Annotated in this window: 23 protein-coding genes and 1 pseudogene; 4 read left to right on the top strand and 20 right to left on the bottom strand. The window is 60.8% G+C overall.

What is annotated here, in order from left to right; genetic code table 11:
• Positions 1 to 69: 69 nt before the first annotated feature.
• From ACV8MC_RS04795 to ubiE, 11 genes and pseudogenes are all read right to left on the bottom strand, one after another.
• Positions 70 to 774: a methyl-accepting chemotaxis protein gene (locus tag ACV8MC_RS04795; protein WP_457265529.1), complete on the bottom strand. Its 705-nt coding sequence runs from the start codon at positions 772 to 774 to the stop codon at positions 70 to 72.
• A gap of 198 nt (positions 775 to 972) precedes the next feature.
• Positions 973 to 1,869 (bottom strand): annotated as a pseudogene (locus tag ACV8MC_RS04790) (methyl-accepting chemotaxis protein); the annotation flags it as partial.
• A gap of 323 nt (positions 1,870 to 2,192) precedes the next feature.
• The gene (locus ACV8MC_RS04785) at positions 2,193 to 2,900 is read right to left on the bottom strand and encodes a 16S rRNA (uracil(1498)-N(3))-methyltransferase (protein WP_041477553.1); all 708 of its coding nucleotides are present in this window, start codon (positions 2,898 to 2,900) and stop codon (positions 2,193 to 2,195) included.
• Positions 2,897 to 3,688: a twin-arginine translocase subunit TatC gene (tatC, locus tag ACV8MC_RS04780; protein ID WP_016772075.1), complete on the bottom strand. Its 792-nt coding sequence runs from the start codon at positions 3,686 to 3,688 to the stop codon at positions 2,897 to 2,899. Before tatC ends, ACV8MC_RS04785 begins: the two co-directional genes overlap by 4 nt.
• Entirely contained in the window at positions 3,685 to 4,089 is a 405-nt protein-coding gene (gene tatB, locus ACV8MC_RS04775) for a Sec-independent protein translocase protein TatB (RefSeq protein ID WP_457264616.1), read from the bottom strand. The genes tatC and tatB overlap by 4 nt, the downstream gene beginning before the upstream one ends.
• A 10-nt stretch (positions 4,090 to 4,099) precedes the next feature.
• Positions 4,100 to 4,381, bottom strand: a complete 282-nt coding sequence (locus tag ACV8MC_RS04770) for a twin-arginine translocase TatA/TatE family subunit (protein WP_457264615.1) — start codon at positions 4,379 to 4,381, stop codon at positions 4,100 to 4,102.
• Positions 4,382 to 4,406: 25 nt separating this feature from the next.
• The gene (locus tag ACV8MC_RS04765; protein WP_003220849.1) at positions 4,407 to 4,739 is read right to left on the bottom strand and encodes a phosphoribosyl-ATP diphosphatase; all 333 of its coding nucleotides are present in this window, start codon (positions 4,737 to 4,739) and stop codon (positions 4,407 to 4,409) included.
• Complete coding sequence (hisI, locus tag ACV8MC_RS04760; protein WP_007899278.1) at positions 4,732 to 5,133, bottom strand: phosphoribosyl-AMP cyclohydrolase; 402 nt, start codon at positions 5,131 to 5,133, stop codon at positions 4,732 to 4,734. The genes ACV8MC_RS04765 and hisI overlap by 8 nt, the downstream gene beginning before the upstream one ends.
• Positions 5,134 to 5,253: 120 nt before the next feature.
• The gene (gene ubiB, locus ACV8MC_RS04755; protein WP_150741728.1) at positions 5,254 to 6,858 is read right to left on the bottom strand and encodes a ubiquinone biosynthesis regulatory protein kinase UbiB; all 1,605 of its coding nucleotides are present in this window, start codon (positions 6,856 to 6,858) and stop codon (positions 5,254 to 5,256) included.
• The gene (locus ACV8MC_RS04750) at positions 6,855 to 7,478 is read right to left on the bottom strand and encodes a ubiquinone biosynthesis accessory factor UbiJ (protein ID WP_151551878.1); all 624 of its coding nucleotides are present in this window, start codon (positions 7,476 to 7,478) and stop codon (positions 6,855 to 6,857) included. The genes ubiB and ACV8MC_RS04750 overlap by 4 nt, the downstream gene beginning before the upstream one ends.
• Positions 7,478 to 8,248: a bifunctional demethylmenaquinone methyltransferase/2-methoxy-6-polyprenyl-1,4-benzoquinol methylase UbiE gene (gene ubiE, locus ACV8MC_RS04745; protein ID WP_016772069.1), complete on the bottom strand. Its 771-nt coding sequence runs from the start codon at positions 8,246 to 8,248 to the stop codon at positions 7,478 to 7,480. The genes ACV8MC_RS04750 and ubiE overlap by 1 nt, the downstream gene beginning before the upstream one ends.
• 154 nt (positions 8,249 to 8,402) lie before the next feature.
• On the opposite strand from ubiE, the gene ACV8MC_RS04740 reads away from it, so the two are divergent.
• The 3 genes from ACV8MC_RS04740 to ACV8MC_RS04730 all read left to right on the top strand — a co-directional run bounded on the left by ACV8MC_RS04740 (position 8,403) and on the right by ACV8MC_RS04730 (position 10,224).
• Positions 8,403 to 8,678: a polyhydroxyalkanoic acid system family protein gene (locus ACV8MC_RS04740; protein ID WP_056787308.1), complete on the top strand. Its 276-nt coding sequence runs from the start codon at positions 8,403 to 8,405 to the stop codon at positions 8,676 to 8,678.
• A 231-nt stretch (positions 8,679 to 8,909) separates the two neighbouring features.
• On the top strand, positions 8,910 to 9,332 hold the full coding sequence (locus ACV8MC_RS04735) for a phasin family protein (RefSeq protein ID WP_076565216.1): 423 nt from the start codon (positions 8,910 to 8,912) through the stop codon (positions 9,330 to 9,332).
• A 10-nt stretch (positions 9,333 to 9,342) separates the two neighbouring features.
• Positions 9,343 to 10,224, top strand: coding sequence for a phasin family protein (locus ACV8MC_RS04730; protein WP_236168188.1), 882 nt, complete (start codon positions 9,343 to 9,345; stop codon positions 10,222 to 10,224).
• Positions 10,225 to 10,478: 254 nt separating this feature from the next.
• On the opposite strand, the gene ACV8MC_RS04725 is transcribed toward ACV8MC_RS04730, so the two are convergent.
• The 9 genes from ACV8MC_RS04725 to argS all read right to left on the bottom strand — a co-directional run bounded on the left by ACV8MC_RS04725 (position 10,479) and on the right by argS (position 21,032).
• Positions 10,479 to 11,099, bottom strand: coding sequence for a TetR/AcrR family transcriptional regulator (locus ACV8MC_RS04725; RefSeq protein WP_024011259.1), 621 nt, complete (start codon positions 11,097 to 11,099; stop codon positions 10,479 to 10,481).
• Positions 11,100 to 11,129: 30 nt separating this feature from the next.
• A complete protein-coding gene (gene phaC, locus ACV8MC_RS04720) occupies positions 11,130 to 12,812 on the bottom strand; it encodes a class II poly(R)-hydroxyalkanoic acid synthase (RefSeq protein ID WP_122751640.1) in 1,683 nt (560 codons plus the stop codon).
• Between the two features lie 140 nt (positions 12,813 to 12,952).
• Entirely contained in the window at positions 12,953 to 13,807 is an 855-nt protein-coding gene (phaZ, locus tag ACV8MC_RS04715; RefSeq protein WP_016772063.1) for a poly(3-hydroxyalkanoate) depolymerase, read from the bottom strand.
• Between the two features lie 94 nt (positions 13,808 to 13,901).
• The gene (gene phaC, locus ACV8MC_RS04710; protein WP_071174139.1) at positions 13,902 to 15,581 is read right to left on the bottom strand and encodes a class II poly(R)-hydroxyalkanoic acid synthase; all 1,680 of its coding nucleotides are present in this window, start codon (positions 15,579 to 15,581) and stop codon (positions 13,902 to 13,904) included.
• A gap of 257 nt (positions 15,582 to 15,838) precedes the next feature.
• Positions 15,839 to 16,216: a gamma-butyrobetaine hydroxylase-like domain-containing protein gene (locus ACV8MC_RS04705; RefSeq protein ID WP_056787320.1), complete on the bottom strand. Its 378-nt coding sequence runs from the start codon at positions 16,214 to 16,216 to the stop codon at positions 15,839 to 15,841.
• A gap of 153 nt (positions 16,217 to 16,369) precedes the next feature.
• Positions 16,370 to 17,707, bottom strand: coding sequence for an ATP-dependent protease ATPase subunit HslU (gene hslU / locus ACV8MC_RS04700; protein WP_457264611.1), 1,338 nt, complete (start codon positions 17,705 to 17,707; stop codon positions 16,370 to 16,372).
• A 55-nt stretch (positions 17,708 to 17,762) separates the two neighbouring features.
• A complete protein-coding gene (hslV, locus tag ACV8MC_RS04695) occupies positions 17,763 to 18,293 on the bottom strand; it encodes an ATP-dependent protease subunit HslV (protein ID WP_007968352.1) in 531 nt (176 codons plus the stop codon).
• 290 nt (positions 18,294 to 18,583) lie between these two features.
• The gene (locus ACV8MC_RS04690; RefSeq protein ID WP_041477562.1) at positions 18,584 to 19,294 is read right to left on the bottom strand and encodes an SPOR domain-containing protein; all 711 of its coding nucleotides are present in this window, start codon (positions 19,292 to 19,294) and stop codon (positions 18,584 to 18,586) included.
• A gap of 1 nt (position 19,295) precedes the next feature.
• Positions 19,296 to 21,032 carry an arginine--tRNA ligase gene (argS, locus tag ACV8MC_RS04685; RefSeq protein ID WP_095181033.1) on the bottom strand — a complete coding sequence of 579 codons (1,737 nt, stop codon included), beginning with the start codon at positions 21,030 to 21,032 and terminating at the stop codon, positions 19,296 to 19,298.
• Between argS and ACV8MC_RS04680 the strand changes: the two genes are divergently transcribed.
• Positions 21,031 to 21,153 (top strand): hypothetical protein, encoded by a 123-nt coding sequence (locus ACV8MC_RS04680; RefSeq protein ID WP_016772057.1) that lies wholly within the window; start codon positions 21,031 to 21,033, stop codon positions 21,151 to 21,153. The two genes, argS and ACV8MC_RS04680, sit on opposite strands and share 2 nt — an antisense overlap.
• Positions 21,154 to 21,165: the final 12 nt, after the last annotated feature.

The following is a 21,165-nucleotide window of genomic DNA, read 5'->3' as shown; positions in this document are numbered from 1 at the left end:
CCTGTGGGAGCGAGCCTGCTCGCGAATGGCATCACCTCGGTTCCAGGCGAACCGGGGTTGTGCATCAACTCAGACTTTGAAACGGCCTACCAGCATCTGCAGATGCGTGCCCAACCGCGCCAGTTCAACGCTGGACGCAGCGGTCTCTTCACTCGCCGCCGAGGTTTGATCCGACACATCGCGCACGTTCAGCACGCTGCGGTTGATCTCTTCGGCCACGGCGCTCTGCTGCTCGGCAGCGGCGGCGATCTGCTGGTTCATCGCCTGAATCGCCGAGACGGTGCGGGTGATGCTCTCCAGCGAACCACCCGCACGACGGGTCAGTTCGACACTGCTGTCGGTCAGGCTGCGGCTATTGTCCATGATCGTCGCCACTTGCTGAGTGCCGTTTTGCAGGCCGACGATCAGCTCTTCGATCTCTTCCGTGGACTTCTGCGTGCGTTGGGCGAGGCTGCGCACTTCGTCGGCAACCACGGCGAAACCACGCCCGGCTTCACCGGCACGGGCCGCTTCGATGGCAGCGTTGAGGGCCAGCAGGTTGGTTTGCTGGGCCACTGACTTGATCACGTCGAGGACGCTGCCGATCTTGTCGCTTTCACGCTTGAGCTCGCCCATGGCTTCAGTGGAGTGACCCACCTCGATTGCCAGACGCTCGATCTGCGCGATGGCTTCGCCGACGACCTTGTCGCCTTCACGGGCCTGTTGGTCAGCGGCGACAGCGGCCTCTGAGGCTTCTTCAGCGTTGCGTGCGACTTCCTGCACTGTGGCGGCCATCTCGTTCATGGCGGTGGCGACCTGATCGGTCTCGACCTTCTGATTGTTGACCCCGGCGCTGGTCTGTTCGGTCACCGCCGAAAGTTCTTCAGCGGCGCTGGCGATCTGCGTGACGCCGTCGCTGATGCCACCGATCAACTCGCGCAGGCCTTGGGTCATGCTTTGCATCGAGCGCTGCAATTGGCCGAGCTCATCGCGACGCAGGGACACCAGGTTGTGGGTCAGGTCGCCAGCGGCCACGCGCTCGGCGACTTTCAGGGTCTGGGTCAGCGGAATGATGATTTGCCGAGTGATCGCCCAAGCGGCAATCAGACCGAAGGCCAGCGCCAGCGCAGTGGCGATCAACAGCATGTTCTTGGCATGGGCGGCATCGGTGTCGCGCACCACGGTTTGCGATTCGGTGAGCTTTTTGCTCGCCGCGATCAGGATGTCGCCCTGAGCCGACATGTTGGCCAGTGCGGCGGCGTTCTTGACCTGCGAATCACGGAACTGAGCGACGGCGGCGCGGTAAGCCTTGAGCGAATCGGTGGCTTGCTGCAGGTTGGCGATGTGCTGCTCTGGCACGCGGGTCGGCAGGCTTTCGAGGTTTTTCAGGGCGTTGTCGATGGCGGTCAGCGCCGGTTGCTCGGCATCGGCCTTGCCGCTGTAGGTGTAGCCGCGCACCTGATAGCGCGCCTGCTGCAACAGTTTGCTCAGCTCGATGACAGCGTTGTACTGCGCGACGCTGTCGCCTTGCAGCAGCGCACTTTCGACTTCGCCGACCTTGGCCACAGCATTGTCAGCGTTGGCGCCAAGCTTGCTGCGCGCATCTTCACGGTGCACGGTGGCCTGGGTCATTTCGCCGAAAGCGCGTTTGTATTCGGCAACCGCAGCCAGTTGCTGGTCGACCATCGCCACATCGGACGGCTGCTCGATCATGCCGCGTGCCGACTGCAAACCGCTTTCGAGTTTGCTGAGCAATTCATTGACCGCGCCCGGACCCTGTTCACCACGACGCATGTCGTAGTCCATGCGCGCCAGGCGCAGGTCTTTGGTCAGCTCATTGAGGCTGGAAATGAAGCCGAGCTTGTCGCCACGGCTAATGATGCCGCTCATGCCGGTCCAGCCGGTGAACGTGATCAACAGCGTCAGCAACAGCACCAGGCCGAAACCGATGCCCAGCTTGCGTTTGACGCTGACGTTTCCAAGACTCTCGGCTAACCAACGGTACATGCGACCACTCCCTTCGGACCACTTAATTGGACTTATAGGGGTTGTATCGGCTGGGTGGTGGCAATCTGTAACGCCACTTGTCTGCGACTGTAGGGGCTTGTAGAAGCTGACGAGTGCAACGAGGCTGCGATCCTTTGATCTTGCTTTTAAAAACAAGATCAAAAGATCGCAGCCTTCGGCAGCTCCTACACAGGATCGGTGTCGCGCTAGAACAGGCGTGCGAGCAGGGCGGTGACGGCGGTTTCGACGCGCAGGATGCGCTCGCCCAATTGCACCGGTTGCAGGCCGGATTTGGCCAGCAGGTCGATTTCGTAGGGAATCCAGCCACCCTCGGGGCCAATGGCCAGGGTCACCGGTTCGTTCAGGGCGCGCGGGCAGGGCGGGAAGTGGCCGGGGTGGCCGACCAGGCCGAGGGTGCCCGCGCTGATCGCCGGCAGCCGATCCTCAACGAAAGGCTTGAAGCGTTTCTCGATGACGATCTCCGGCAACACCGTATCGCGTGCCTGTTCAAGCCCGAGGATCAACTGCTCACGAATCGCTTCCGGCTCCAGAAACGGCGTCTGCCAAAAGCTTTTCTCCACGCGATAGCTGTTGACCAGAATCACCTTGGCCACACCCATGGTCGCGACGGTCTGGAACACGCGGCGCAGCATTTTCGGCCGGGGCAGGGCCAGCACCAGGGTCAGCGGCAGCTTGGCCGGCGGTGGCTGATCGAGGCTGACGCGCAGCTCCGCTTCGCCCGCTTCCAGACGCAGCAGCTCAGCCGAACCCATCAGTCCGTTGATGCGCCCGACGCGCAGGCTGTCACCGACTTCGGAGCGATGCACTTCCTGCATGTGGGTCAGGCGCCGGTCGCGCAGGATCACGCGGTCGGCCGCAATGAAGTCGGCCTCTTCGAGCAGCAGCAGGTTCATGCCTGAGTCGCTGGCGGCTGGTCGTTGTGGTCGTCGGCCGGCGTTTCGTCCGGGCGTTCGCGCTTGCTGACCAGCGCGCCGAAGAGGATGCCGATCTCGAACAGCATCCACATCGGCACAGCCAGCAGGGTCTGCGAGAAGATGTCCGGCGGGGTCAGGATCATGCCGACCACGAAGCAGCCGATGATCACGTACGGGCGGATCTTCTTCAGGTATTTGACGTCGACCACGCCGATCCACACCAGCAGGACCACGGCCACCGGAATCTCGAACGCCACGCCGAAAGCGAAGAACAGCGTCATGACGAAATCGAGGTAGCTGGCGATGTCGGTCATCATTTCCACGCCGGCCGGGGTGGCAGCGGCGAAGAATTTGAAGATCAATGGAAAGACGAAGTAATAGGCGAACGCCATGCCGATGTAGAACAGCAGGATGCTGGAGATCAGCAGCGGTACCGCGACGCGTTTTTCATGCTTGTACAGGCCCGGAGCGATAAAGCCCCAGATCTGATGCAGGATCACCGGAATCGCAAGAAACAGCGAAACCATCATCGTCAGTTTCAGCGGCGTCAGGAACGGCGACGACACGTCTGTGGCGATCATCGTCGCGCCGACCGGCAGGTACTGGCGCAGCGGCGTCGAGACGAAGGTGTAGATCTGCTGGGTGAACGCGAACAGCCCGGCAAAGATGATGAAGATCGCCGCCACGCAACGCAGCAGGCGGGTGCGCAACTCGGTGAGGTGCGATACCAGCGGCATGTGCTGGTCGTTTTCCGGAAGATCGCTCATGGGGCTCGCGGCGGCAAAGTGGTGTCGTGAGGCGCAGGTGTGATCGGCGCGGTATTCGAGGCTACGTGTTCAACCGACGTTTCTGCGGGAGCGGATTGTGTCGGCGCGACAACAGGCGCAGGCCCTGTCGGCGCATCAATCGTCGGCTCCTGTTGGCTCGGATTGAAAATCTTCCGCGCCTCTTGCTCCAGCGACAGAATATGTTCGTTGTGCAGTTGCCGACGGATCTCGTCGGCACCGATTTCACGTTCAACTTCCTGTTTGATCGCGTTGAAGCTGCGCTTCAGGCGGCCGACCCACAGACCGGCGGTGCGCGCCGCGCCCGGCAGACGCTCGGGGCCGAGCACCAGCAGGGCGACGAGGCCGACGAGCAGCAGTTCAGAGAAGCTGATACCAAACATTAGTCAGTGCTCACACGTCTTTGCGGATCGGCTCTTCGACTTTCTGCGCCTGCACGTCGATGGTGTGCGGCGGGTTGGCCTGAGCGGTGGTTTGCGGCTGCACCGGTGGCACTGGCTGGCCCGGCGGGGTCACGCTCGGTTCGGCCGGTTTTTCGTCGTCGTTCATGGCTTTGCGAAAGCCCTTGATCGATTCGCCAACGTCGGTGCCGAGGTTTTTCAGTTTCTTGGTACCGAACACCAGCACCACGACAATCAGAATGACGACCCAGTGTTTCCAGTCAAAAATGCCCATGTGGCGATTCCTCTCTAAAAGTTGTTCAGGCGGACGGACGCGAGGCTTTCTCGACGTGTCCGGACAAGCCGAAGCGACGGTCCAGTTCATCCAGCACGGCCTGCGGATGCTGCCCCAGTTGGGCGAGCATGACCATACTGTGGAACCACAGGTCGGCGGTCTCGTAGATCACATCACTGCAATCGCCGCTGATCGCGGCATCCTTGGCGGCAATAATGGTTTCGACCGACTCTTCGCCGACTTTCTCCAGAATCTTGTTCAGACCCTTGTGATACAGGCTGGCGACATACGAACTGTCGGCGGCTGCGCCTTTGCGCTCTTCAAGTACCTGAGCGAGGCGGGTCAGGGTGTCACTCATGTGTGTGTCCTGCGGAATAGATAGCGTGCGGGTCTTTCAGTACCGGGTCGACCGTTTTCCAGTCGCCGTTTTCGAAGACCCGGTAAAAGCAGCTTTGACGGCCGGTGTGGCAGGCGATGTCGCCGATCTGTTCAACCATCAGGATGATCACGTCGGCGTCACAGTCCAGACGCATTTCATGCAGGGTCTGCACATGGCCGGACTCTTCGCCCTTGCGCCACAGCTTGCCACGGGAACGTGACCAGTAGATTGCACGATTCTCCGCAGCGGTCAGTTCCAGCGCTTCGCGGTTCATCCAGGCCATCATCAATACGCGCCCGGTCTTGTGATCCTGGGCAATCGCCGGCACCAGGCCGTCAGCATCCCACTTGATCTCGTCCAGCCAGTTTTTCATCGTCAAATCTCGAAAAGCAGCAGCAAGCCATGAGCTTCGAGCTGCAAGTAAACGCACGTTGCGGCGTGCCTGTAGCGTCAAGCTTGAAGCTGGCAGCTTATAACTTGCAGCTCAATCGTGCTATCGGCGAACGACCAGATACAAACCGACCGCGATCATGATTCCGGCGGGCCAGTGCGCCCACTCGGTCAACGGACCACCCGCTGCGAGGATCGCGCCGCCGGCCAGATGCGCGCAGCCGAGCAGGCGCAGGAACCAGTCGTCCTTGCGTTTGTGCCACGGCGGCGGAGGGTCTTTGGCGTGGGGTTGCGACATGCGTTCGAGCAGATCGCGGGCCATGTTCGACAGGTGCGGAATCTGCTCCAGCTGGCTCTGCACGTTGCCCAGCAAGGCTTTCGGGCTGACGCGTTCGCGCATCCAGCGCTCGAGAAACGGCTGCGCGGTGTTCCACAGATCCAGATCCGGATACAACTGACGACCGAGGCCTTCGATGTTCAGCAAGGTCTTCTGCAACAGCACCAGTTGCGGCTGCACTTCCATGTTGAAGCGGCGTGCGGTCTGGAACAGGCGCATCAGCACCTGGCCAAATGAAATATCTTTTAACGGTTTTTCGAAGATCGGTTCGCACACCGTACGGATCGCCGCTTCGAATTCGTTGAGTTTGGTTTCCGCCGGCACCCAGCCCGAGTCGATGTGCAGTTGCGCCACACGACGGTAGTCACGCTTGAAGAAGGCGAACAGGTTGCGCGCCAGATAGTCCTGGTCTTCCGGGGTCAGGCTGCCGACGATGCCGCAGTCGATCGCGATGTATTGCGGGCTCCACGGATTGACGGTGCTGACGAAAATGTTGCCCGGGTGCATGTCGGCGTGGAAGAAGCTGTCGCGGAACACTTGAGTGAAGAAAATCTCCACGCCACGCTCGGCGAGCATTTTCATGTCGGTGCGCTGGTCAGCGAGGGTCGCCAGATCGGTGACCTGAATGCCGTAAATGCGCTCCATGACCAGCACTTTCGGTCGGCACCAGTCCCAATAGACTTGCGGTACATAAAGCAGCTGCGAGCCCTCGAAGTTGCGGCGCAACTGGCTGGCGTTGGCAGCCTCGCGCAACAGATCGAGTTCGTCGTAAATGGTCTTTTCGTAATCCTGCACCACGTCGACCGGGTGCAGCAGGCGCGCGTCAGCGGAGAACTTCTCGGCGGCGCGGGCCAGGATGAACAGCCACGCCAGATCCTGCGCGATGATCGGTTTCAGGCCTGGGCGAATGACCTTGACCACGACTTCTTCGCCGCTTTTGAGCTGCGCCGCATGCACCTGCGCCACCGAGGCCGAGGCCAGCGGGGCGACGTCGAAACGGCTGAACACTTCGCTGATTTTCTTGCCCAGCTGTTCTTCGATAAGCTTGATCGACACTTGCGAATCGAACGGCGGTACGCGGTCCTGCAAGAGCATCAGCTCATCGGCGATGTCTTCCGGCAGCAAGTCGCGGCGGGTCGAAAGAATCTGTCCGAACTTGATGAAGATCGGCCCCAGATCCTGCAACGCCAGACGCAAGCGCGCACCACGATTGAGTTCCAGCGGTTTGCGCGGCAGCCAGCGCCACGGCAGCAAAAAGCGCACGGCCAGAAGAAACCAGGGCAGTGGCAGATCGAACAGCAGGTCATCGAGGCGGTAGCGGATCACGACGCGCTGGATGCGCAACAGACGGCGGACGGCAAGCAGCTTCATGCGTTATCGCTTGGGTCGAGGGATCGGGAAAGGCGCTCGAAACGCGCCTCGAGTCGTTCCAGATCGAGTTTGATCCGGTCCAGTTCGCTGAATCGCGCTTCGGCTTCACGCTGCCCGACAAGGGTGCGTGATTCTTCGGCGAGGTATTCGGCAAGATTCTGGTTGAGGCTGGCAAATCCTTGTTGATACCAGCGCGCGCGGCTGCGCAGATGGCCGCCGAGCAATTGCGTGGCGACCGGCCCGAGCCAGCGCGAGAGTTCGTACTCCCAGTCCAGCTCAAGATCCTGCAGTACGCCGGCCAGCTCCAGCAGCACGCCGCTGTCGCCATCGAGCTCGACTTCCGGTGCATGCAGCACGGCGGTCTTGTCCTTGCTCAGGGCCAGTTTCAGCAGGCTCGAGGCCGGTGCACGCAACGTGCAATCGACGTCCGCTGCCCACTGCGAAGCCAGCATCAGGCCTTCGTCACTGGGCAGTATGAACAGTTGCAGCGCCGGGCTGCGGCAGTCGACGGCAATCACCTTGCCGGTCAGATGCGCCAGGCGCGGCAGCGCCGTGCTGTCGAGACGCAGCACCCGGTTGAGGCCGAGTTCGACGCTGGCGAGCAGCCCGGTGAGCAACATCAGGGTTTGATGCCGCGGTGCAGGGCGACGATGCCTGCGGTCATGTTGTGATAGGTCACGCGGTCGAAACCGGCCTCGACCATCATCGACTTCAGGGTTTCCTGATTCGGGTGCATGCGGATCGATTCGGCCAGGTAGCGATAGCTTTCCGAATCGTTGGTGATCAGCTTGCCCATCAGCGGCATGAAGGCGAACGAGTAGGCGTCGTAGGCTTTGGACATCAGCGCGTTGGTCGGTTTGGAGAATTCCAGCACCAGCAGGCGTCCGCCGGGCTTGAGCACGCGCAGCATCGAACGCAACGCGTCCTCTTTGTGCGTCACGTTGCGCAGGCCGAAGGCGATGGTCACGCAGTCGAAATGGTTGTCCGGGAATGGCAGTTTTTCCGCGTCGGCCTGGACGAATTCGACGTTGCCGGCAACGCCCAGATCGAGCAGACGATCACGGCCGACCTTGAGCATCGACTCGTTGATGTCGGCCAGCACGACCTGGCCGGTCGGGCCGACGAGGTTCGAGAACTTGCGGGTCAGGTCGCCGGTGCCACCAGCGATGTCGAGTACGCGGTTGCCGCTGCGCACGCCGGAAAGCTCGATCGCGAAACGCTTCCACAGACGGTGCATGCCGCCCGACAGAAGGTCGTTCATGAGGTCGTATTTAGCGGCTACGGAATGGAAAACCTCAGCGACTTTTTCCGCTTTCTGGCTTTCCGGAACGTTTTTGAAGCCGAAGTGAGTGGTGGGTTCGGCATCGCTGCCTTTGCGCTGATCAGTCATATCGCTGTCACCAAAAGAGAATGCGCGACATTCTAATCCCCAAGCCATGCTTTGTCTTGGAATGGCTAAAGGTAAGATGGGCAACCTTCGGGACGATTTGCCGCAGATGCGGTCAAGATTCAACGTCAGCCATTCAATCATCAGGAGTCATTCCATGGCCAAAATCAGTGTTGAGCGCGCCCACACCCTGGGCAAGGAAGCCGCCCGCGAAAAGGCCGACAAACTGGCCAAAAAGCTCAACGAACAATACGGCCTGGAGCCGCAGTGGTCGGGCGACACCCTGAACCTCAAGCGCTCCGGCGTGAAAGGCGAAGTGCATGTGGCGGACGATTCGATCAGGGTCGACGTCGAACTGGGCCTGATGATGTCGGCCATGAGCGGCATGATCAAAGCCGAGATCGAGAAAGCCCTCGACAAAGCCCTGGCCTGATTTCCAGATTGAAATCCAGTCCCCTGTGGGAGCGAGCCTGCTCGCGAAAGCGGTGTATCAGTTGACTGAAATGTTGGCTGATATGACGCATTCGCGAGCAGGCTCGCTCCCACATTTGTTCTGTGATGCTCCCGCTGGTTAGGGTGCCCTTTCTAATTTTTCTCCCTACTTTGTGCCTGAGCCCGACACTCGTCCGGCAGTTCCTCAAACCTTCTGCGCGTGAGGTGCACCATGGCCAAAGTCATTTTGAAGAAAAAAATCGACGCTCCGACTTCCACTCTGAGCGACGTCAAATCCTATGCCCGCAAGATCTGGCTGGCAGGCCTGGGCGCCTACACCAAGGTCGGCCAAGAGGGCAGCGAGTACTTTCAAGAGCTCGTAGCCGCCGGTCAAACTGTTGAAAAGAAAGGCAAAAAAGCCGTCAGCGAAAAACTCCATGCGGCCAACGCCGAGATCGATGACGCGGCCACTCAGGTCAGCTCGTTCAAGGGTCGCGTTGAAGTTCAGCTCGACAAGGTCGAGAAGGCCTTCGACAACCGCGTGGCCAGCGCCTTGAATCGGATCGGCATTCCGTCTAAACATGACGTTGAGGCACTCTCTGCTAAGCTCGATGAGCTGACGGCATTGCTCGAACGCGTCGCGCGAAAATCTTAAGGAGAACGGGATGGCTGGCAAAAAGAACACCGATAAAGAAAGCAGCTCGTGGGTCGGGAAGGTCGAGTCCTACTCCCGCAAAATCTGGCTGGCTGGTTTAGGCGTGTACTCGAAGATCGACACTGACGGCAGCAAACTCTTCGATGCATTGGTCAAAGACGGCGAGAAAGCCGAGAAGCTCACCAAGACTGCCGTCGGCAAGAAAGTCGAGGACTCGACCTCCTCGGCCAAGTCGCGTATCAGCGGCGTGAAAGATCGCGCACTGGGCAAGTGGGACGAGCTGGAAGGGGCTTTCGACAAGCGCCTGAACAGCGCGATTTCGCGCCTGGGTGTGCCGAGCCGCAATGAGGTCAAGGCGCTCAACGCCAAGGTCGATACGCTGACAAAGCAGATCGAAAAACTCACCGGTCTGAAAGCGCAGCCTGTGGCGGCAAAAACCGCTGCGGCGAAACCTGCCAGTAAAACTGCAGCTGCCAAACCTGCGGCGAAAACCGCAGCCAAGCCACTGACCAAAGCGGCAGCAAAACCGGCTGCGAAAGCTGCGACCAAAACTGCGGCCGCCAAGCCTGCGGTCAAGGCTGCCGCCAAACCGGTTGCCGCCAAAGCAGCAGCAAAACCTGCGGCTAAAGCTGCAGCGAAACCAGCGGCCAAGCCAGCAGCGAAAACTGCTGCCGCCAAACCCGCTGCGAAGCCTGCGGCCAAACCGGCTGCGGCGAAAAAGCCTGCAGTGAAAAAACCGGCCGCGCCGAAAGCCGCTGCGCCGAAACCGGCTGCGGCGCCATCGACTGCGCCAACAGCTCTGGCCAACGCGGCAAACTCCGCTGCGGCACCCACGGCAGCAGCTACTCCGACTGCGGCATCGACACCGTCGACGCCATCCAGTCAGTCCTGATTTCAGGGCAAACCAAAAACGCCCGGCCTGTGAAGGTCGGGCGTTTTTGTTTGTGCATTCCAAGCGGCCCCTCACCCCAGCCCTCTCCCCAAGGAGAGGGAGCCGACCGAGGTGTCCTGCGTCATACGTCGACCTGAACAAATCGAGTCGATTATCGATTCAAAGAAGCTCGCTCAGGTCGGCGTAGCTCGCGAACATCCCCCAATCAGTCCCCTCTCCCTCCGGGAGAGGGTTAGGGTGAGGGGCTTTTCGGGTCAGTCGTGATCCTCAAGGTATTGCAAGGCCATCCGCTCTGTCGCCACCTTCACCGGCGGCAGCAAATGCGGCGCCACCAGCATCATGATCTGATAAACCACCAACCTGACCTCTCCCTCACGATCAAGAATCCGCTGGTAATCCAGCGAGAACAGCAGCGTCATGGTCACCTGCTCCACCAGTTGCCCCAAGGCCTGGGTATCGCTGACCAGTTGACCCGAAGCCTTCAATCGCGCCAGCAACGACGCCAGCGTCCGCTTCAGCGCATTGAGCAGATTGCGAATCCCCTTGGCCAGTTTCGGCAAGCGCCCGGCGAGGTTCGACAGGTCCTGGAACAGGAACCGGTATTGCGCCAGGCGCTCGACGATCAAATGCAAGAACAACCAGTAATCCTCCGGTGCAAGCTCCACGTCCGGCGGCGGGTCGAGCAGGGGCGCGAGCTCGTGCTGGAAGCGTTCGAACAGGCCGAGAATCAGCGGTTCTTTACCGTGGAAGTGGTAGTAGAGATTGCCCGGGCTGATCCCCATTTCGTTGGCCACCTCCATGGTGGAAACGTTCGGCTCACCCTTTTCGTTGAACAGTTGCAGTGCACATTCGAGAATCCGGTCGCGGGTTTTCATCCAGTCTTCTTAGAAAATTTCGGTTGAGCGTCAGCGCACATGCACATAGGTGCCGGGTGCCGCTTCCATCGGTGGATAGTTCGGGTTACCCAGTGTTGTGCGGGTCTCGTTAAGGGCGCCGGAGCGCTGCGCGACCCATTCCAGCCACTGCGGCCACCAGCTGCCGTCGACGTGTCTGGCATCGTAGTACCAGGCACGCGGGTCGCTGCTCAGTTTGGCGTTTTCGACGTAGGCAGCTTTCGGGTTGCTCGGCGGGTTGAGGATGCTCTGCACGTGGCCGCTGTTGGACAGCACGAAACGTCGCTCGCCACCGAGCAGCAGGGTCGAGCGATACACCGCGTCCCATGGCGTGATGTGGTCGTTCATGCCGGCGACGCTGAAGCTGTCGACATTGACCTTCTGCAGATCGATCGGCGTACCGCACACTTCTAGACCGCCCGCGTGGATCAGCGGGTTGTGCTTGAAGAAGTCCAGCAGATCGCCGTGCAGCGCCGCTGGCAGGCGGGTGTTGTCGTTGTTCCAGTAGAGGATGTCGAAGGCTGGCGGCTCCTTGCCCAGCAGGTAGTTGTTGACGAAGTAACTCCAGATCAAATCGTTGGGACGCATCCAGGCGAAGACCTTGGCCATGTCGCGTCCATCGAGCACGCCTTTCTGATACGAGCGACGCTTGGCCGCTTCCAGTGTTTGTTCATCGGCAAACAGCGTCGCTGGAGTTTCGATCTGGCTGTCGAGCAGACTGACCAGATAGGTCGCGCTGGCAACCCGGCGCAGTTGCCGTTTGGCCTGCAAGTGCCCTTGCAGGGCGGCGATGGTCAGGCCGCCGGCGCAGGCGCCCATCAGGTTGACTTCGCGGGCGCCGGTAATCGCCCGGCAGATATTCATCGCTTCTTCGACCGCTTCGACGTAACTCGACAAGCCCCACTCGCGATGGCGCACATCAGGATTGCGCCAACTGATCATGAAGGTCTGCAGGCTGTTTTTCAGGGCGTACTGGACGAAGCTGTTCTGCGGGCTCAGATCGAAAATGTAGTACTTGTTGATTTGCGGCGGCACCACCAGCAAGGGCTTGGCGTACTGCTTTTCGCTCATCGATTTGTACTGGATCAACTCGAACATTTCATTGCGAAACACCACAGCCCCAGTGGTAGTCGCTACGGTTTTGCCGACCTCGAACGCCTGCTTGGTCACTTGCCGTGGCAGGCCGTCGTTGTGCAACAGATCATCGAACAGATGGCTCAGGCCACGCACCAGACTCTGCCCGCCGGAATTGAACAGCTCCTTGACTGCCAGCGGATTGAGCAGGGTGTTGGAGGGCGCCACGGCGTCATTGAGCAGGGTGAAAGCGAAGTGCGCACGGGCACGATCTTCAGGGCTCATGTCGCCTTCATCGATCCAGCTCTTGACCTGTTTCTGCCAGGCCAGATACGCCTGCAGGCTGCGCCGGTAGAACGGGTTGAGGCTCCACGCCGGATCGGCGAAGCGGCTGTCTTGCGGATTGGTCGGGTGCAGGGTTTCGCCGAGCAGCACGCGCCCCAACTGTCCGCCAAGCTTCAGCGCATGCTTTGCGCTGTGCAACGGATTGCGCAAGCCGTGGGCGGCGACGCTGCGCAGTGTCGACAGCAGATCCCTGCCACGCAGACCGGCGATCGCACTTTGGGCGTTGATAAACACGGCGGGGCTGGGCACCACGCCCGTCGCTGGTTTTTCGCGCATGACTCAACACTCCTTCGTCTTCAGGGCAAAAACACACTCACCGAACCAGAACACCATAGACGCTGTTACCGGTTGCTGCCTGCGCGGCGTCCTGCCGCGCGCTTGATTTGAAAAGTGCTGCATAAAGCAGGCCGCCGCGATCAGCCGCCGAGCGGGGTCGGATGCGGGTGCATGACTGCGCGCAGACGCTCCTCTTCGAGAAACTTCATGATGATCGGCGCCACCGCTTCGGCGCGGGTAATCAGGAACAGATGGCCGTCATCGATGATGTGCAACTGCGCGTTGGGAATGCGCCAGGCGAGCATGCGCATGTTGATCAGCGGAATCAGTGGGTCGTCATCGCCGGCCAGCACCAGCGTCGGCTGATGGATCTTGTGCAGCCAGTGGATGCTGGTCCAGCCGAGGCCTGCGAACAGCTGCCAGTAGTAACCGAGCTTGCCCGCCGAGCGCACTTTCGCCGCATGGCTGGCAGCCAGCGTCGGATCGCGGCGGAACGAGCCGCCGTAGATCATCGGCGCGATGCGAATCACATGGGATGGCTGGATGTAGCGGCGCGGGCTGGCCATCATCCACAGTACTTTCGGTTTGCCGGGGACCATCACCGCACCGGCCGCGGTCGCCGCCAGTACCAGTTTCTTGCAGCGCTCGGGGTAGTCGTAGGCAAACTGCTGCGCCAGGGCGCCGCCCCACGAGACGCCGATCACATTGACCTGACCGTAGTCGAGATAGTCGAGCATCCGCGCCGTCAGTTTGGCCAGGCCGGGGAAGCGATACGGCCGGTTGGGCGTCGACGACCCGCCGACCCCGGGTACGTCGAAGGCGATCACTTCCAGATCCGGGTCGAGCGCTGCGACAAACGGAAACACCAGCTCCAGGTTGGCGCCGATGCCGTTGAAAATCAGCAGAGGCGTCAAATGAGGCTTGCCGGGACGCACCGCCGTGCGGAGGGTCTGGCCATCCAGATCGACGGTGCGGAATATGAACGGTTGCGGCATGGGTCAAACCCTTCGGGTCAGTTGGGAGCAGCTGCAAGCCGCAAGCTTCAAGCAGAACCCGCTCAGCTTGTCGCTCGCAGCTTGAAACTTGCCGCTATCTCTCATGTACGTAAGTGCCCGGCGAAGCCTCGCCTGCCGGGTACGCTTTGTTGCCCAGTTTCGTCGGGGCCTTTTTCAGGTTGCCCGAGCGTTCGGCCAGCCATGCCTGCCAGTACAGCCACCAGGAATCGGTATGTTTGGTCGAGTTTTCCTGCCAGTCATCGGCGGTCGGCGCCATCTCTTCGCCGGTCATGTAGCGCGACTTCGGATTGCCCGGCGGGTTGAGGATGCTCTGGATATGGCCGCTGCTCGACAGCACGAATTCGACTTTGCCGCCGAACAGCTGCGCCGACTTGTAGCAGGACTTCCACGGCGTGATGTGGTCGTTGGTGCCGGCCAGCGAGAAGATGTCGGCGGTGACCTGCTTGAGGTCGATCGGCGTGCCGCACACTTCCAGTGCATTGGGGCGGATCAGTGGATTGTTTTTGAACATCTCGATCAGGTCGCCGTGGAACGCAGCGGGCAGGCGAGTGGTGTCGTTGTTCCAGAACAGGATGTCGAACACCGGCGGCTCGTTGCCGAGCAGGTAGTTGTTGACCCAGTAGTTCCAGATCAGATCGTTGGGGCGCATCCAGGCGAAGACCTTGGCCATGTCTTTGCCTTCGAGCACGCCGGCCTGGTAGGAGTGGCGCTTGGCGGTCTCCAGGGTCTGCTCGTCGACGAACAGGGCGACGTCGCTGTCCAGGGTGGTGTCGAGCACGCTGACCAGCAGGGTGAGGGCGTTGACCTTGTTCTCGCCGAGCGCGGCGTAGTGGCCGAGCAGGGCGGTGCAGGTGATGCCGCCGGAACAGGCGCCGAGCATGTTGACGTCTTTGCTGCCGGTGATCGCGGTGACCACGTCGACCGCTTCCTTCAGCGCTTCGATATACGTCGACAGGCCCCACTCGCGCTGGGCCTTGGTCGGGTTGCGCCAGCTGATGATGAAGGTCGGCACATTGTTGCGCAGGCAGAAGCGCGCCAGGCTCTTGTCCGGGCTCAAGTCGAAAACGTAGAACTTGTTGATCTGCGGCGGCACTACCAGCAGCGGGCGCTCGTGGACCTGCTCGGTGATCGGCCGGTACTGGATCAGCTCCAGCACATCATTGCGGAACACCACAGCACCTTCGGTGACGCCGAGGCTCTTGCCGACCTCGAACGCGCCCATGTTGACCTGGCTTGGCATGCCGCCGTTGTGCACCAAATCCTTGGCCAGATGCGAGAGGCCATCGAGCAGGCTTTTGCCGCCGGTTTCGAAGAAGCGTTTGACCGCCGCCGGATTGGCCGCCGTATTGGTCGGCGCCATGGCTTCGGTCATCAGGTTGATGACGAAATGGCCGCGAGCGATGTCTTTGGGGGACAGGCTGCTGTCATCAATCCAGGCATGCAGTTCCTTGCGCCAGGCCAGGTAGGTTTGCAGATAACGTTTGTACAGCGGGTTCTGGCTCCACGCCGGGTCGGCGAAACGGCGGTCGTCACCGGCCGGTTGCAGCGCGGACTTACCCAGCAGCACGTTCTTCAGCTCGAGGCCGAAATGGGTCACGTGCCTGACGCTGTGAATCGGTTGTCTGATGGCCTGTTTCAGCACCATTCGAGCAGAGGCCAGCAGATCCTTTCCGCGCAGCCCGACGACGGGGTTAAGCCCCAGAGTGTTTTCCGAGGCTTGGTACTTCAGGTCATCGTTATTCTTGTCACTCATCTACGACGCTCCATTGTCCTGAGACGAGTACCCGGTTTCACGCTGTCGCTTCCACAGCCAATGCCGGGTACTACTGCTCGGGTGACCGTTGATTCTGCATAGCTGCTTTACAGTCGTAGAGCACTGCAGGGAACTTGCCAGCTCCATTGGTTACCTGAGTTTAATTTTTTTCGCAAGCGGCCGATCCGGGGCCATATGCGCGGAGCATTCAAACAGATGAAGTTAGAAAATGCCCTCTAAAGAGCGAGAGCCACGGCCTAGAGCATCAGCTTGACGAACGACTCGTTCGGATCGCGGGATTTCCCGGCAGCGCGCAGCTCGGCAAGATAATCGTCCCAGAGTTCGTTCTGGCGCTTGCCGAGTTCGTAGAGGTATTCCCAAGTGAACAGGCCGCTGTCGTGACCATCGTCGAAGGTCAGTTTCAGTGCATAGTTGCCAGCCGGTTCCAGCTTGCTCAGACCCACGTTGAGCTTGCCGAATTGCAGGATCGGTTTGCCGTGGCCCTGGACCTCGGCAGAAGGGGAGTGCACGCGCAGGAACTCGGCGGGCAGGGTGAATTCCTCGCCGGACGCGTAAGTGAGCGTCAGGGTTTTCGAGGCTTTGTGCAGTTTGATGTCGGAGGGGATTCGATTCATGGGCTGGCGTCCGATGTGTGGGCGACCCTGATTCAAATGTGGGAGCGAGCCTGCTCGCGAAAGCGGCGGTTCAGACGGCATTGATACCGACTGACACGACCTCTTCGCGAGCAGGCTCGCTCCCACAGGGTCCGCTACCGCTGTAAGTATGGCTTACAGGATATAACGGGACAGATCTTCGTTCTGCGCCAATTCGCCGAGGTGGCTGTTGACGTATTCGGCGTCGATCAGAATCGCCTTCTCATCGTGGGCGCTGGCCAGGTCGCCGGCGCTGAACGACACCTCTTCGAGCAGACGCTCAAGCAGGGTGTGCAGGCGACGGGCACCGATGTTCTCGGTTTTCTCGTTGACCTGCCAGGCGATCTCCGCCAGACGCTTGATGCCCTCGGGCTGGAACTGGATGTTCAGGCCTTCGGTTTTCAGCAGCGCGCAGTATTGCTCGGTGAGCGAGGCGTGCGGTTCGCTGAGGATGCGTTCGAAGTCTTCCGGGCTCAGCGCCTTGAGCTCGACGCGGATCGGCAGACGACCTTGCAGCTCCGGCACCAGATCGCTTGGCTTGCTCAAGTGGAACGCGCCGGAGGCGATGAACAGGATGTGATCAGTCTTGACCATGCCCAGCTTGGTGTTGACGGTGCAGCCTTCGATCAGCGGCAGCAGGTCGCGCTGTACGCCTTCACGGGAGACATCGGCGCCGCCGACATTGCCGCGCTTGGCGACCTTGTCGATTTCGTCGATGAAGACGATACCGTGCTGCTCGACCGCTTCCAGCGCCTTGGCCTTCAGTTCTTCTTCGTTGACCAGACGCCCGGCTTCTTCATCGCGCACCAGTTTCAGCGCTTCCTTGACCTTGAGCTTGCGCGACTTCTTCTTGCCCTTGCCCATGTTGGCAAACAGCGATTGCAGCTGGTTGGTCATCTCTTCCATGCCTGGCGGCGTGGCGATTTCGATGCCGGAGACTTCGGCGACTTCGATTTCGATTTCCTTGTCGTCCAGCTGGCCTTCGCGCAGGCGCTTGCGGAACAGCTGACGGGTGTTGGAATCGGAGCTCGGCGCTTCTTCGTTGCTGAAGCCCATGCGTGCTGGCGGCAGCAACGCGTCGAGGATGCGATCCTCGGCGGCGTCTTCGGCCCGGTGACGTACGCGGGTCATTTCCTGTTCGCGGAGCATTTTGATCGCGGCATCGGCCAGATCACGGATGATCGACTCGACGTCACGGCCGACATAACCAACTTCGGTGAATTTGGTCGCTTCGACCTTGATGAACGGCGCATTGGCCAGTTTCGCCAGGCGACGGGCGATCTCGGTTTTACCGACACCGGTCGGGCCGATCATCAGGATGTTCTTCGGGGTCACCTCAACGCGCAGCTCTTCAGGCAGCTGCATGCGGCGCCAGCGGTTGCGCAGGGCAATCGCGACGGCGCGCTTGGCATCGTCCTGGCCGATGATATGGCGGTTGAGTTCGTGGACGATTTCGCGGGGAGTCATGGACATAGTAATTGACGGTCCTCAAGCAGAAACAAGCCGTGGCACAGGGGCCGCAACAGGCTTACTCAGCGAGATCCTGCTCCTCAATGGTCTGGGTGTGGTTGGTGAATACACAGATGTCGCCGGCGATGCCGAGAGCGGTTTCGACGATCTCGCGCGCCGACAGGTCGGTCTTTTTCAGCAGGGCGCTGGCGGCGGCTTGCGCGTAGGCGCCGCCGGAACCCATGGCGATCAGGCCATCTTCGGGTTCGACCACGTCACCGTTGCCGGTGATGATCAGCGAAGCATCCTTGTTGGCGACCGCGAGCATCGCTTCGAGGCGGCTCAGGGAGCGGTCGGTGCGCCATTCTTTGGCGAGTTCGACGGCGGCGCGGATCAGGTGACCCTGATGTTTTTCGAGCTGGCCTTCGAAACGTTCGAACAGGGTGAAGGCGTCGGCGGTGGCACCGGCGAAACCGGCGATGACCTGGCCGTGGTACAGGCGACGGACCTTTTTGGCGTTGCCTTTCATCACGGTGTTGCCGAGAGAAACCTGGCCGTCGCCGCCCATGACGACTTTGCCGTGGCGGCGGACTGAAACGATGGTGGTCAAGGGAAGAGTCTCCACGCAGCGGGGCGAAAATGCCTTATGCCCATTCATATGGGGGTGCTGGAGGGGATTTCAACCGGCAGGGACGATGGGAGACGAATGGTGTGTGTGATGACTGTGGCGAGGGGATTTATCCCCGTTCGGCTGCGGAGCAGTCGCGAAACCATCATTTGCGGTATGCCTGCTGCACCGCAATGGCTGGTTTCAGGGCTGCTCCGCAGCCAAACGGGGATAAATCCCCTCGCCACAAAGTTTGAAGGTCACCTGCAAGTTGCAGCTGACCTCTGAGAGCCTTAGCGGCTCTGGCGTTGTTGTAACAACAGGTTGCTGAAGCCGGCACCAGCCAGTTGTTTCTGCGCCGTGGTCAGTTGTTCACGGTTGCTGAACGGACCGACCAGCACGCGATACCAGGTTTCATCCTTGACCGTGCCGGACTCCACCGCCACGGCTTGGCCGAGCAGAATGATCTGCGCACGCACCTTGTCAGCATCGGTTTCCTTGCGGAACGAACCGGCCTGGAGGAAGAACTTGGTCACTGGCGCGGCCTTGCTCACCGGTGGCGCTGGCGGCGGCGTGATCCCGGCCAAAGCCGCTTGAGCCCGTGCGGTGTCGATCTTCGCCGCTTCGGCCGGGGTTACCGGCGTGGTCGGGACGGCCGGCACTTGCGGCGTCGGCAGGGTCTTCTCCGGTACCGCGTCCGGCGGCACGATCACTTCCGATTCCGGCAGCAGGGTGTAGAAGTCGTACTTCGGTTTCACCGGTTGCGTCGGGCTCGGCGGGGTCTTGTTGGCCTCGGCGATCTTTGACGCTTTCTGCTGCTGTTCGACCTTCTCGCGCTTGACCGTGTCGCTGCCCTTGCCCGGTTCCAGTTTCATCAGAAACACGATGAACGCGCCGACGGTCAGGCCGATGGCCATCCACAGCCAGCCCGGAATCGGTTGTTTCGCCGGGGCCTGATAGCGGCTGGCGCCGCGTTTGGGTGCAGGTTTTTTCTTGGCAGCCAACTTACATACGCTCCAGAGTTTCCAGACCCAACAGCTCCAGGCCTTGCTTGAGGGTGCGACCGGTCAGTGCGGCCAGACGCAGACGGCTCTGCATCTGCGCCGGGGTGTCGGCGGCGAGGATCGGGCAGTTCTCGTAGAAGCTGGAGAACAGGCCGGCGACGTCGTACAGGTAGGTGCAGAGAATGTGCGGCGTGCCTTTTTCAGCCACGTTGTTCAGCACTTCGCCGAACTGCGCCAGCTTCGCCGCCAGCTCCTGCTCGTGCGCCGCTTCGAGGACGATCTGGCCGTCGACTTCGCTGAAGTCCTTGCCCAGTTTGCGGAACACACCGGCCACACGGGTGTAGGCGTACAGCAGATACGGCGCGGTGTTGCCTTCGAAATTGAGCATCAGGTCGAAGTTGAAGCTGTAGTCGCTGGTGCGATGCTTGGACAGGTCGGCGTATTTCACCGCGCCGATGCCGACGACCTTGGCGATGTTGCGCAACTCGTCTTCGGCCAGGGTCGGGTTCTTCTCTTTCACCAGGTTGTAGGCACGTTCCTGGGCTTCGGTCAGCAGGTCGATCAGCTTCACGGTGCCGCCATCACGGGTCTTGAACGGACGGCCATCGGCGCCGTTCATGGTACCGAACCCCATGTGTTCCATTTCCATCGGATGGGTGACGAAACCGGCCTTGCGCGCCACAGCGAAAACCTGCTGGAAGTGCAGGGCCTGACGCTGGTCGACGAAATACAGCGCGCGATCAGCCTTGAGCTTGCCGCTGCGGTAACGCACGGCCGCCAGGTCAGTGGTGGCGTACAGGTAACCGCCATCGGCCTTGACGATGATCACCGGCAGCGGGTCGCCATCGGCGTTCTTGAACTCGTCGAGGAACACGCACTGGGCGCCGTTGCTCTCGACCAGCATGCCCGCTGCTTTCAGGTCGTTGACCACGTTGATCAGGTCGTCGTTGTAGGCGCTTTCGCCCATCACGTCGGCCATGGTCAGTTTGACGTTGAGCAGTTCGTAGATCTTCTGGCAGTGCGACAGCGAGATGTCCTTGAACTTGGTCCACAGTGCCAGGCATTCGGCATCGCCAGCCTGCAACTTGACCACCAGGCCACGCGCGCGATCGGCGAATTCTTCGGACTCGTCGAAACGCTGCTTGGCCGCACGGTAGAAGTTTTCCAGATCGGACAATTCGTCGCTGGTGATCGGGTTTTCCTGCAGGTACGCCATCAACATGCCGAACTGGGTGCCCCAGTCGCCGACGTGGTTCTGGCGGATCACTTCGTCGCCGAGGAACTCAAGCACGCGGGCCACGCCGTCGCCGATGATGGTCGAGCGCAAGTGGCCGACGTGCATCTCCTTGGCCAGGTTCGGCGCCGACAGGTCGACCACGGTGCGTTGCGCCGGGCCGGCCTTGCGCACGCCGACATGGGCGTCGGCCAGTGCGGCGTCGAGGCGCGAGGCCAGTGCCTGGGTGTTCTGGAAGAAATTGATGAAGCCCGGGCCGGCGATTTCGGCCTTGGTGACGTTCTCGTCAGAGGGCAGGGCGGCGATGATTTTCTCCGCCAGATCCCGTGGCTTCATGCCGGCCGGCTTGGCCAGCATCATGGCGATGTTGCTGGCGAAGTCGCCGTGGGTCTTGTCGCGGGCGTTCTCCACCTGGATCGCCGGCGTCAGGCCTTCAGGCAACACACCTTCGTTGACGAGTTGGGTGAGGGCTTGCTGGATCAGCTGGCGAATGGTGTCTTTCATGGTCTTCTCTTTCGACCGCAAGCGCGGCGGGCGCATCGATGCGCGGGTGGAAAAACTGGGCATTATCCGTTGCGAAGACGGGCTTGCCAACCTTAGCAGGCAGGATGTGGATATGTGGTGACAAAAAGTCCGC

The organism is Pseudomonas sp. PK-RTE-24, from assembly GCF_054052265.1.
Note: the sequence above shows the minus strand (reverse complement) of the source record. Positions and strands in the feature narration are given on the sequence as shown.

Bases quoted from the DNA above. Each gene is read 5' to 3' on its own strand.
- argS (WP_095181033.1), bottom strand. From the start codon at position 21,032: ATGAAAGACACCATTCGCCAGCTGATCCAGCAAGCCCTCACCCAACTC.
- ubiE (WP_016772069.1), bottom strand. From the start codon at position 8,248: ATGACTGATCAGCGCAAAGGCAGCGATGCCGAACCCACCACTCACTTC.
- ACV8MC_RS04730 (WP_236168188.1), top strand. From the start codon at position 9,343: ATGGCTGGCAAAAAGAACACCGATAAAGAAAGCAGCTCGTGGGTCGGG.
- ACV8MC_RS04705 (WP_056787320.1), bottom strand. From the start codon at position 16,216: ATGAATCGAATCCCCTCCGACATCAAACTGCACAAAGCCTCGAAAACC.
- ACV8MC_RS04740 (WP_056787308.1), top strand. From the start codon at position 8,403: ATGGCCAAAATCAGTGTTGAGCGCGCCCACACCCTGGGCAAGGAAGCC.
- ACV8MC_RS04725 (WP_024011259.1), bottom strand. From the start codon at position 11,099: ATGAAAACCCGCGACCGGATTCTCGAATGTGCACTGCAACTGTTCAAC.
- ACV8MC_RS04770 (WP_457264615.1), bottom strand. From the start codon at position 4,381: ATGGGCATTTTTGACTGGAAACACTGGGTCGTCATTCTGATTGTCGTG.
- hslU (WP_457264611.1), bottom strand. From the start codon at position 17,707: ATGTCCATGACTCCCCGCGAAATCGTCCACGAACTCAACCGCCATATC.
- phaC (WP_122751640.1), bottom strand. From the start codon at position 12,812: ATGCGCGAAAAACCAGCGACGGGCGTGGTGCCCAGCCCCGCCGTGTTT.
- ACV8MC_RS04795 (WP_457265529.1), bottom strand. From the start codon at position 774: ATGGCCGCCACAGTGCAGGAAGTCGCACGCAACGCTGAAGAAGCCTCA.
- ACV8MC_RS04765 (WP_003220849.1), bottom strand. From the start codon at position 4,739: ATGAGTGACACCCTGACCCGCCTCGCTCAGGTACTTGAAGAGCGCAAA.
- ACV8MC_RS04735 (WP_076565216.1), top strand. From the start codon at position 8,910: ATGGCCAAAGTCATTTTGAAGAAAAAAATCGACGCTCCGACTTCCACT.
- phaZ (WP_016772063.1), bottom strand. From the start codon at position 13,807: ATGCCGCAACCGTTCATATTCCGCACCGTCGATCTGGATGGCCAGACC.
- ACV8MC_RS04680 (WP_016772057.1), top strand. From the start codon at position 21,031: ATGGTCTTCTCTTTCGACCGCAAGCGCGGCGGGCGCATCGATGCGCGG.
- ACV8MC_RS04785 (WP_041477553.1), bottom strand. From the start codon at position 2,900: ATGAACCTGCTGCTGCTCGAAGAGGCCGACTTCATTGCGGCCGACCGC.
- hisI (WP_007899278.1), bottom strand. From the start codon at position 5,133: ATGAAAAACTGGCTGGACGAGATCAAGTGGGATGCTGACGGCCTGGTG.
- tatB (WP_457264616.1), bottom strand. From the start codon at position 4,089: ATGTTTGGTATCAGCTTCTCTGAACTGCTGCTCGTCGGCCTCGTCGCC.
- phaC (WP_071174139.1), bottom strand. From the start codon at position 15,581: ATGAGTGACAAGAATAACGATGACCTGAAGTACCAAGCCTCGGAAAAC.
- ACV8MC_RS04750 (WP_151551878.1), bottom strand. From the start codon at position 7,478: ATGTTGCTCACCGGGCTGCTCGCCAGCGTCGAACTCGGCCTCAACCGG.
- tatC (WP_016772075.1), bottom strand. From the start codon at position 3,688: ATGAGCGATCTTCCGGAAAACGACCAGCACATGCCGCTGGTATCGCAC.
- ubiB (WP_150741728.1), bottom strand. From the start codon at position 6,858: ATGAAGCTGCTTGCCGTCCGCCGTCTGTTGCGCATCCAGCGCGTCGTG.